The organism is Micrococcus sp. LASM2_SD2 (genome assembly GCF_057364565.1).
This window is the reverse complement of sequence record NZ_JBNFOB010000108.1, coordinates 1-7,483: the sequence shown is the minus strand read 5'-3', so window position 1 is coordinate 7,483 and position 7,483 is coordinate 1. Positions and strand designations below refer to the sequence as shown.

The window sequence follows — 7,483 nt, the reverse complement described above, 5'->3', positions numbered from 1 at the left end:
GGTCGAAGCGGTCGCCTCGGCCCCGGTCTCCGTCACGGTCCCGGTCGCGGCGGCCCTTGCCCCCGAAGGACGGCAGGCCCGGCTCCTCGGCGAGCAGCGGGCGTCCGTCCTGGACCATCATCGCGATCGCGGCGGCGACCCGGTCCGGCTCGGCCTCGTGCTTCTCCGCGTAGCCGACCACCATGTCCCGGAAGACCTCCAGGTCCTCCGCGGAGGCGGTCTCCAGAGTCTGGGTGATGCGGTCCGCGAAGCGGGCCTTGCGGGCCTCGTTCACCTGGGCGATGGAGGGCAGCTGCATCTCCTCCACCGGCTTGCGGGTGGTCTTCTCGATCGAGCGCAGCAGGTAGCGCTCGCGCGGGGTGATGAAGAGGACCGCGTCGCCCTCGCGCCCGGCGCGGCCGGTGCGGCCGATGCGGTGCACGTAGGACTCGGAGTCGTGCGGGACGTCATAGTTCACCACGAGGGAGATGCGCTCCACGTCCAGGCCGCGGGCGGCCACGTCCGTGGCGACGAGGATGTCCACGCGGCCGGCCTTCAGGTCCTCCACGGTCTTCTCGCGCTGCTTCTGCGCGATGTCGCCGGAGATGGCCACGGCCTTGAAGCCGCGCTCGTTCAGGCGTCGGGTGAGGTCCTCGGTGCCTGCGCGCGTGCGCACGAACGCGATGACGCCGTCGTGCTCCTCGGTCTCCATGATCCGGGTGAAGGCCTCGAGCTTCCACTGGTGGCCCACGGTCAGGTACCGCTGGCGGATGGTGGACGAGGTGGTGGACTGGCGGGCCACCGCCACCTCCTCCGGGTCGTTCAGGTACTGCGCGGAGATGCGGCGGATGGCCGGCGGCATGGTGGCGGAGAACAGCGCGGTCTGCTTGGTCTGCGGGGTGGAGGCGAGGATGCGGTCCACCTCCTCCGCGAAGCCCATGCGCAGCATCTCGTCCGCCTCGTCCAGCACGAGGGTCTGGAGCTGGGACAGGTCCAGGGAGCCGCGCTCGATGTGGTCGATCACGCGCCCCGGGGTGCCGACGACCACCTGGGCGCGCGGCGCAGGCCGACCAGCTGCGGGCCGTACGGGGAGCCGCCGTAGACGGCCAGCACGGACACGTCCGGGATCTGCTTCGCGTAGGTGTCGAAGGCCTCGGCCACCTGGAGGGCGAGCTCGCGGGTCGGGGCGAGCACCAGCACCTGCGGGGCGTCGGCGCGGCCGTTCACGTCCGCGGACTCGGCCAGGCGGGACAGCACCGGCAGCGCGAAGGCGCCGGTCTTGCCGGTGCCGGTCTGGGCCAGGCCGACCACGTCGCGGCCGTCCAGGATCAGCGGGATGGTCTGCTCCTGGATCGGGGACGGGGCGGTGTAGCCCAGCTCCTCGATCGCGGTGAGCACGCGGGCGTCCAGGCCGAGGTCGATGAAGGTGGGGCCCTGCGGCTCGTCGGCCGGAGCGGCCGGTGCGGTGGCGTCCTCGGCGCCGGTCTCGGCGTCGGCGACGGCGGTCTGGGTCTCGAGGACGTCGTCCTCGTGGAAGGTGCTAGGGGTGTGCGTCATGGCGGTCTCCTCTGTGCGGGGACACGCAGGCGGACGCCGGGCATGCTCCGGTCGCGTCTCGGAGTCGGTGCGGCGCTGCGCTGCTGGGGTTGATTCGTCGGCCGGTCAGATCGGCACGTGCCCCCACGGCGACGACGTTCGTCGCCTCTCAACACATCTGCGCCCTCACGGCGCACACCGGCGTGGCTTCACGCGTCCACGCTCACTCATCACAGGGGGGAGAGTCCGGAACCGGAGACACCAGTCTACGGCCCCGGGCCGCCGGATCACCCGTTAGGCTCTTTCCGTGGCAGAGAACACCAACGACCACCGCTTCGCCCGCGCCGCCGGACGCGCCACCCGCGCGTTCCGGGAGCAGCAGCGGGCAGACAACGAGCGCCTCGCCGACCGCCGCGTGCAGGAGCGCGAGGCGGACGAGGCGCCGCCTTGCCGAAGCGCCGGGCCGAGCGGGAGCGCCGCCTGGACGAGCGCGACGAGGCTGAGGCCGGCCGCGTCCACCCGTTGCTGGGCCTGGCCCGGAAGTGGTGGACGGTGGCGACGTTCATCATCTTCTGCCTGGCCGGCGTCTTCCTCTTCAACGGCCTGCGGGCCCAGCGCGAGGGCGGCCCCGTCATCGACCTCACCACGGGCGTGGAGTCCGTGGGCGTGCTCGGCGGCGCCACCGGGCAGTTCGCCCTCGCCGGGTTCGTGGCCGTGATCGGGCTGTTCTCCCTGTGGGGCACCGTGGCGCTCTACCGCCGCCGCGCGTCCGCGGTGAACACCCTCACCACGCTCGCCGTGCTGGTGGGCGTCCCGTCCCTGGTGCGCGGCAACGCCCTGCTGCTGATCATGACGGCCCTGTTCCTCATCGGCGCGGTGCTGGTGTGGCTGCCGCCGGTGAAGTCCCGCCTCCGCAAGGGCAAGGCCGCCCGGGCCGCCGAACGCGCCGTGGACCGCGCCACCCGCTGACCGCTCACTCCCACACGCTTGAGGGCGGAGTTTCCCGGAATTCAGCGCGAATTCCGGGAAACTCCGCCCTCACGTCGTCCACGTGCTTCCCGACGACGGCCGCCCGCCTCCGCCTCGCCCGTCACCGGGGTGTGCCCGTCACCGAGGTGAGCCCGCCGCGGGAGCCGGGCCTCGGCGGAGCCGGGCTCAGTCGAGCGGAGGACGGGCCGGGGTGATCTGCGGGGCGTGCGCGGCGTCGTCGTACTCCATGACCTGGCGGCCGCCGATCCAGGCGCGGCGCGCACGCTGCATGACGTCCAGCGGGTCTCCGGACCAGAGCACGAGGTCCGCGTCCTTGCCCTCGGCCAGGGAGCCGAGGCGGTCGTCCAGGCCGAGGACCCTGGCCGGGTTGAGGGTGATGGAGCGCAGGGCGGTCTCCCGGTCCAGCCCCTCCTTCACGGCCAGGGCGGCCTGGTAGACGAGGAAGTCGATCGGGATGACCGGGTGGTCCGTGATGATGCTGATCTCCACACCGGCGCGGGCCAGCCGTCCCGGGTTGCGCAGCGAGCGGCCGCGCAGCTCCGGCTTGGACTTGGTGGTGAACAGCGGGCCGATCAGCACCGGGATGTCCCGCTCGGCGAGGGTGTCCGCGATCGGGTGGGCCTCGGTGCCGTGGTCCAGGACCAGGTCGTAGCCGAACTCGTCGGCCAGGCGCAGGGCCGTGGCCACGTCGTCGGTGCGGTGGCAGTGCTGGCGCCACGGGATCTTCTTCTCCAGCACGAGGGCGAGGGCCTCCATGTGCGGGTCCTTCGCGAACGGCTTGCCGGCCTGTTCGGCCTCCGCGCGGCGGGCCATGTAGTCCTGGGCCTCCATGAAGGCCTTGCGGATGATGTAGGCGGTGCCGAGGCGGGTGGAGGGGGTCTTGCCCTTCTCCTTGTAGACGTTCTTGGGGTTCTCGCCGAGGGCGGACTTCACGCCGGAGGGGCTGCGCAGGACCATCTCGTCCACCGTGCGGCCGTGGGTGTGCATGGCCACGGCCTGGCCGCCGATCGGGTTGCCGGAGCCCGGGTTGACGTTCACGGTGGTGACGCCGCCGGCGAGCGCGTCCCGGAAGCCGGGCTCGTTGGGGTCCACCGCGTCGATGGCGCGGACGCCGGCCATGACCGGGTCGGTCATCTCGTTGACGTCCGCGGTGGCGCCCACCTCGCCCTCGGCGTGCATGCCCAGGTGCACGTGGGCGTCCACGAAGCCGGGCAGCAGCCACTGGCCTTCGCAGTCGACGGTCTCGGCGCCGGCGGGGACCTCCACGTCCGGGCCCAGGGCCGAGATCTTCCCGTCCTGGACCACGAGGGTGCCGTCGAACGGCTCGGCCTCGACGGGGACGATGTGCGCGTTGGTGAAGGCGAGGGTGCTCATGCCCACCACCCTAGCGATCCGATCCCGGCACGAAGTGAGGACAAAGGGGCAAGTCGAGGGCGGAGTTTCCCGGAATTCAGCGCGAATTCCGGGAAACTCCGCCCTCAAGACGCACGGGTGGCGCGGCCGGGTCTCGCCGCGGCCGCGCGGCCGGGCGTCCGGGGGGCGGCCGGGCCCCGCTCAGAGGCGGGAGATCGCCCGGTCCAGGTCGTCGATCAGGTCGGCGGCGTCCTCGATGCCCACGGAGAGGCGGACGAGGTCGTCCGGCACGGCCAGCTCGGTGCCGGCCACTGAGGCGTGAGTCATCTCGGCCGGGTAGTTCATCAGCGACTCGATGCCGCCCAGGGACTCGGCCAGCTGGAACAGGCGGGTGGACTCGGCCACCTGCTTCGCCGCGGCCGCTCCCCCGGTGAACTGCACGGACACCATGCCGCCGAAGCCGCGCATCTGACGGGCGGCGAGCTCGTGGCCCGGATGGTCTGTCAGGCCCGGGTAGAGCACGCGCTCCACGCCGGGGCGGTCCACCAGCCACTCGGCCACGGCCTGCGCGTTGGCGGCGTGGCGGTCCATGCGCACACCCAGGGTCTTCAGGCCGCGGGTGGTCAGGTAGGCGTCCCACGGGCCGTTGACGGCGCCCGCGGCGAACTGCTGGAACTTCACCTGCTCGGCGAGCTCCTGGTCCGGGATGACCAGCGCGCCGCCGATCACGTCCGAGTGCCCGCCGATGTATTTGGTGGTGGAGTGCACCACCACGTCGGCGCCGAGGGCGATCGGGGTCTGCAGGTACGGGGTGGCGAAGGTGTTGTCCACCACCAGCAGGGAGCCGGAGGCGTGGGCCACCTCGGCGATCGCGGCGATGTCCGAGACCTTCATCATCGGGTTGGACGGGGTCTCCAGCCACACCATCACCGGCCCGTCCGCCTTCGCCTTCTCCACGGCGGCGGCCACCTGCTCCGGCTCGCCCATGTCCACCACGGCGTGCTTGACGCCCCACTTGGCCAGGACCTTGGAGATGAGGCGGTAGGAGCCGCCGTAGACGTCGTTGCCCATCACGATGGTCGTGCCCGGCTCCGCGGCGCCCATGATCAGGGCGGTCTCGGCGGCCAGGCCGGACGCGAAGGTCAGCGCGGCGGCCCGCGGCGCACCGTCTGCATCCACCCCGGCCTCGAGGGCGGCCAGCTGCTCCTGCAGGGCGTCACGGGTCGGGTTGGTGCCGCGGCCGTAGTCGTAGCCGCGGCGCAGCTCGCCGACCTTCACGGGCGCGTAGGTGCTGGACAGGTGCACCGGCGGCACCACGGCCCCGAAGACCTCGTCCAGGTGCTGTCCGGCGTGCACGGCGCGGGTGCCGAACCCCTGCTCGCGGGCGGTGTCCTTCTGCATGTTCTCGCTCATGCGCTCCATCCTCTCGCTGTCTCAGGCGGTGACGTAGGCCAGCAGGTCGTGCAGCGTCACGATCCCGGCGACCACTCCCCCGCGCACCACCAGGACGGTGGCGTCGGACTGCAGGCGCCGCGCCACGTCTCGCACGCTGGTCTGCGCGCCGACGATCGGCAGCATCGGCCCCATCAGGGACTCCACGGCGTCCTGGGCGCCGACCGCACCGGAGGCCAGCGACGCGGACAGCGCATCCACGGTCACGGTGCCGCGGACCTCGCCGATGCGCAGGTCGTGGCGCGGCTCGGCCACCACGGGCAGCGCGTCCACGCCGTAGCGGTTCATCGTGGCGATCGCCTCGGCCACCGTGGTCTCCGGCGCGGCGGTCACCAGGGTCGGCACGGAGCCGGGGAACAGGTCCTCCTTGTCCGCGACGACGGCCCCCACCTCGTCCTCCCAGCGCGGGTCCGCCTCGGCCCGGCCGGCGGCACGTCCGGCGTCCCCTGCGCCGGAGGCGCCCGCAGCACCCGAGGCGGAGGTGAGGGACGCGGCGGAGGCCGTGCCGTCGTCGTCCTTCTCGGCGGAACGGGAGCGGCCCCGGGCCCAGTCCGGGAGGATCGTCTCCTGGCGGGCGTAGGACAGGCCGCGCTCGTCCATCCACGGGTCGTTGAAGATCTTGCCGAGGTAGCCGCGGCCGGAGTCGGGGAGCACGATCACCATGACGTCGTCCGGGCCGAGGTCCTTCGCGGCGCGCAGGCCGGCCACCACGGCCATGCCTGAGGAGCCGCCCACCAGCAGGCCTTCCTCGGCGGCGAGGCGGCGGGTCATGGCGAAGGCGGCGTCGTCGTCCACGGCGATGACCTCGTCCGGGACGGACTTGTCATAGTTGCCCGGCCACATGTCCTCGCCGACGCCCTCCACGAAGTACGGCCGGCCGGTGCCGCCGGAGTACACGGAGCCCTCCGGGTCCGCGCCGATCACGCGCACCGGGCCGGCCGGACGGTCCGCGGAGACCTCCTTGAGATAGCGGCCGGTGCCGGTGATGGTGCCGCCGGTGCCGGCCCCGATGACCACGTGCGTCACCGTCCCGGCGGTGTCCTCCCAGATCTCCGGGCCGGTGGTCTCGTAGTGGCACTCCGGGGCGGCCGGGTTGAAGAACTGGTTCGGCTGGAACGCCCCCTCGATCTCCTGCTCGAGACGGTCGGCCACGCCGTAGTAGGACTCGTCCGAGTGCGGGTCCACGGAGGTGGGGGTGACCACCAGCTCCGCGCCGTAGGCGGCGAGCACGTCCCGCTTCTCCTGGCCCACCTTGTCCGGGGTGACGAAGACGGTGCGGTAGCCCTTCTGCTGGGCCACGATCGCCAGGCCCACGCCGGTGTTGCCGGAAGTCGGCTCCACCACGGTGCCGCCCGGGCGCAGCTTCCCCTCGGCCTCGGCGGCCTCGATCATCTTCAGGGCGATGCGGTCCTTCACCGAGCCGCCGGGGTTCAGGTACTCCACCTTCACCAGGACGGTGGCCGCGATGCCCTCGGTCACGCTGTTCAGCTTCACCAGCGGGGTGTTGCCGATCAGGTCGAGGACGTTCTCGGCATAGCGCGGGGCGGACTCGTTCTGGGGTGCTCGGTTCTCAGTCACGGCGTCCACGGTACTGCCACGTCCGGACACGACAGTACTCTCGGGGTCATGTCCGCTCCCGACGCGTCACGCACACTGCGCCCCGCCGTCCCGGTGGACGTGGCCCTGACCCTAGGCGTGCTGCAGCGCGGGCACGCGGACCCGTGTGTGCGGGCCACCGCGGAGGGTATGTGGCTGGCCCGTCGTGTGGATGCGGACGGCTCCCCCGCCCCGGCGAGCCTGCTGGTGCGCCGGGCGGCCTCGGCGGTGCGGCCCACTCAGATCCAAGTGGAGGCGTGGGGGCCCGGCGCGGAGTCCGCCGTGGCGGAGGCCGAGACCCTGCTGGGGCTCAACGACGACGGCTGGCCCGCCTTCGACGACCTCCTCGCCTCCGGCTCGGCGCGGCTGCCGCGGCATGTGACGTCCGCCCGGCAGAGCCGCCCGGGGCTGCGCCTGCCGGCGCACGGCCGGCTGGCCGAGCAGCTGATCACCGTGGTGCTGGAACAGAAGGTCACGCACGACCAGGCCCGGCACGGCTGGCGGCAGCTGGTGCGTGCGGTCTCGGAGCCGGCACCGGGGCCGGTGCGGCCGGGATGCTGCTGCCGCCGGACCGGCC

General features: G+C 72.7%; 4 protein-coding genes and 2 pseudogenes. 2 read left to right on the top strand and 4 right to left on the bottom strand.

Translation table 11 applies throughout. The features are described 5' to 3' along the window. Window positions 1-1,536, bottom strand: a pseudogene (locus tag AC2W7A_RS07180) (DEAD/DEAH box helicase); the annotation flags it as partial. A 426-nt stretch (window positions 1,537-1,962) separates the two neighbouring features. Between AC2W7A_RS07180 and AC2W7A_RS07175 the strand changes: the two are divergent. Next, complete coding sequence (locus AC2W7A_RS07175) at window positions 1,963-2,484, top strand: hypothetical protein (protein WP_485990751.1); 522 nt, start codon at window positions 1,963-1,965, stop codon at window positions 2,482-2,484. A gap of 186 nt (window positions 2,485-2,670) precedes the next feature. Here the strand turns inward: AC2W7A_RS07175 and AC2W7A_RS07170 are convergent, their stop codons facing one another. The 3 genes from AC2W7A_RS07170 to AC2W7A_RS07160 all read right to left on the bottom strand — a co-directional run bounded on the left by AC2W7A_RS07170 (window position 2,671) and on the right by AC2W7A_RS07160 (window position 6,888). Continuing rightward, the gene (locus AC2W7A_RS07170; RefSeq protein WP_485990750.1) at window positions 2,671-3,879 is read right to left on the bottom strand and encodes an amidohydrolase; all 1,209 of its coding nucleotides are present in this window, start codon (window positions 3,877-3,879) and stop codon (window positions 2,671-2,673) included. Between the two features lie 180 nt (window positions 3,880-4,059). Next, window positions 4,060-5,271, bottom strand: a complete 1,212-nt coding sequence (locus AC2W7A_RS07165; RefSeq protein ID WP_485990749.1) for a cystathionine gamma-synthase — start codon at window positions 5,269-5,271, stop codon at window positions 4,060-4,062. Window positions 5,272-5,292: 21 nt separating this feature from the next. Next, complete coding sequence (locus AC2W7A_RS07160) at window positions 5,293-6,888, bottom strand: pyridoxal-phosphate dependent enzyme (protein ID WP_485990748.1); 1,596 nt, start codon at window positions 6,886-6,888, stop codon at window positions 5,293-5,295. A gap of 48 nt (window positions 6,889-6,936) precedes the next feature. On the opposite strand from AC2W7A_RS07160, the pseudogene AC2W7A_RS07155 reads away from it, so the two are divergent. Next, window positions 6,937-7,483 (top strand): annotated as a pseudogene (locus tag AC2W7A_RS07155) (3-methyladenine DNA glycosylase); the annotation flags it as partial.

What these genes read in the sequence shown, in the direction of transcription:
- AC2W7A_RS07170 (WP_485990750.1), bottom strand. Translation starts at nt 3,879, where the DNA reads ATGAGCACCCTCGCCTTCACCAACGCGCACATCGTCCCCGTCGAGGCC.
- AC2W7A_RS07165 (WP_485990749.1), bottom strand. Translation starts at nt 5,271, where the DNA reads ATGAGCGAGAACATGCAGAAGGACACCGCCCGCGAGCAGGGGTTCGGC.